The 2432-nt window shown below is 72.6% G+C and carries 4 protein-coding genes; 2 read left to right on the forward strand and 2 right to left on the reverse strand.

Annotated elements, in window-relative coordinates; all coding sequences use genetic code 11:
• Both DBR36_RS11080 and DBR36_RS11085 read right to left on the reverse strand, forming a co-directional pair.
• Positions 1–1149: serine/threonine-protein kinase (locus tag DBR36_RS11080; protein ID WP_108319359.1), on the reverse strand; the 1149-nt coding region annotated here is incomplete at its 3' end.
• Positions 1150–1180: 31 nt separating this feature from the next.
• Positions 1181–1435 (reverse strand): DUF6458 family protein, encoded by a 255-nt coding sequence (locus tag DBR36_RS11085; RefSeq protein ID WP_108319361.1) that lies wholly within the window; start codon positions 1433–1435, stop codon positions 1181–1183.
• A gap of 119 nt (positions 1436–1554) precedes the next feature.
• On the opposite strand from DBR36_RS11085, the gene DBR36_RS11090 reads away from it, so the two are divergent.
• Together DBR36_RS11090 and DBR36_RS11095 are read left to right on the forward strand one after the other, a co-directional pair.
• A complete protein-coding gene (locus DBR36_RS11090; protein ID WP_108319363.1) occupies positions 1555–1752 on the forward strand; it encodes a DUF2188 domain-containing protein in 198 nt (65 codons plus the stop codon).
• Positions 1753–1845: 93 nt separating this feature from the next.
• Positions 1846–2328, forward strand: a complete 483-nt coding sequence (locus DBR36_RS11095) for a DUF6611 family protein (protein WP_108319365.1) — start codon at positions 1846–1848, stop codon at positions 2326–2328.
• Positions 2329–2432 lie beyond the last annotated feature (104 nt).

A 2432-nucleotide genomic window follows, 5' to 3' on the forward strand; every position in this document is an offset into this window, starting at 1 on the left:
GGCCACCTCCCGGTACAGATCGTCCATGTGCTGATCCAACGGCTGCGGCAGGGTCGGCAGCTCGGGCTGCGCGGCAGCGCCCTGGCCGTTCGCCACCACGACGGCGGTCACCGCCCCCAGGGCGAGGACGAGCGCGACGAGGGATGCCACGGTCACGGTGCGCCGCGACGGACGCCTCTTCGCGCGGTCGGTGCCCGCGTCCCACACGCGGGTGGGAGCGGTGCCGCCCGGCATCCCCGCGGTCGGGGCGGCCAGACGCGCCGTCGGAGCGTCCGCGCCGACCGGCGGCCGGGGGACGTCGGTGTTCGCGAGGGTGCGCAAGGCGACGATCAGGGCGGTGGCGTCCGGTCTGTCCGCGGGGTCGAGGGCGGTCATGTGCGACAGCACCTCGCGCCAGGACAGCGGGACGTGGGCGGGGATGTCGGGCGTCGACACGAGCCGTGCGGCGAGCGCCTCGTGCGGGGTGGCGGTCGACCACGGCCGCGCGCCCGTGAGGGCCTCGAGCAGGACGAGCCCGAGGGCGTAGACGTCGCTGCGGGGCGAGGCCGGCATCCCCCGCGCCTGTTCCGGGCTGAGATAGGCGGCGGTGCCGATGACGGTGTCGGCCCGCGTGACACGGGTCGCCCCGACGAGCGAGGCGATGCCGAAGTCGGCGAGGGTGGCCCGCGGCGTCTCGCCCGTGTGCGCGGCGGGGCGGATGAGGATGTTCGACGGCTTGACGTCGCGATGCACGATGCCCCGCGCGTGGATGACGGCGAACGCCTCGGCGACCTCGCGGCCGATGCGCGCGACTTCGGGCCCGGGGAGGGGCCCGCGTGCGATGCGGTCGCCCAGGGTGGGACCCGCGATCAGCTCCATGGCCAGGTACGCGGGCGCCGAGGTGAGTCGCGCGTCGTACAGCGTCACCAGCGACGGGTGCGACAGCGACGCCAGCAGACGTGTCTCGGATCGCACGCGCGCGACGTCGGTGGGATCGGCGCCGTCGCCGTCGATGATCTTGATCGCCAGCGTCCGCTCGAGGGCGGTGTCGACCGCCTCGTAGACGCGGGCGTATCCGCCCCGGCCCAGCAGGCGTCCCAGCCGGTACCGTCCGTCGAAAAGATCCTCCGCGGCCGTGTCGGATGCCACGGTCGGTGTCGATTCGCTCATGTGGTGCCTCCGGGGATGGACCCCGAAGTCGTCAGACGAGGTCGTCGTTGGAGGAGCGCGTGGTCGAACGGGTGACCTGGGCGCCCCCGACTCCTTCGGTGCGGGTGACCGTGTCGGTTTGGCGACGACGCACCAGCAGCACGACGCCGATGAGGAAGACCACGACCCCTGCTCCCATCATGATGTAGCCGACCATGCTGAGGCTGACGTAGTCGTTCGGCAGGTTGACCGCGAACGCGAGGATGGCGCCGATGACGAACAGCGCGATTCCGGCTCCGATGCTCATGGTGTACCCCTTTCGAGAGTTCCCCCAGCATCCCAAGAGGGCACCGGAACCCGTCTCGGTCTTGACAACGCCTGTCAAGACGGGGGCTGCTCGCGATCGCCGGGTGTGACATGGATGCCATGACTCAGAACGACGTGACCACCCGATCCAACCGCGGCCAGTGGGAGAACGCGGTCGAGGGCCGCCCCGAGCTGTCGGCGAGCTTCTCGAGCCGCGAGGAGGCCGTCGACCAGGGCCGCGCCGTCGCCGACGAGCTCGGCTCGCGCCACACCGTCGAGGAGGCCGAGGCGACCGGCGCGGTCACCGACGAGGACTGAGCGCCGTTCGGAATCCGTCGGTCCGCGGCGGCCGGACGCATGGATTCCGCCAGGATCGCCGTGCGGGCGCCCCGACCGGGCGAGCGTGGGGTCATGACGACGAATGCTCTCCGCCTCCCCCGCGTCGAGACCGGCGCGTGGGGGTCGTACGAATGCCGGGTCGGCGGCCACGGCATGGTCACCGAGCACCTGCAGGTGCTCCCGCCCGACACCACCTCGCGCGACCGGCTGCTGTGGGCGCTGCTGACGGTCTGGCCCGGTGCGGGGTTCCTGCTCGGCATCGCGGCCGCCGTCGCCGCGCACCAGCTCACCGGGACCGACACGAGCGCCGCGGTCGGCGCCGTCGTGTGGCTGCTGCCCTGGGTGGTGATGGAGTGGCGTGGGCGCCGCTTCACCCGTCGCGTGCACGAGTCGTGGCGCATCCACGATCTCGCCTCGTGGGAGCCCTCGCTCTCGCCGCTGCGCGACGACGCACGTCGACTGCGCGCCGCGGACCCGGGCCCGCTGTGGGCGGAGGGCGGTCCGACCTGGAGCGAGGTCTACGCCCGCACACCGTCGCGCGCACGCCGGGGCTGATCGGCCGGATGGACGACGAAGCGCCGCCCGAGTGGGCGGCGCTTCGTCATGTGGTGGAGTGCCCTCGACAGGAATCGAACCTGCGACCTTTGGTACCGGAAACC

It is taken from the genome of Microbacterium sp. HMWF026, assembly GCF_003061325.1.
Lineage (GTDB): Bacteria > Actinomycetota > Actinomycetes > Actinomycetales > Microbacteriaceae > Microbacterium > Microbacterium testaceum_E.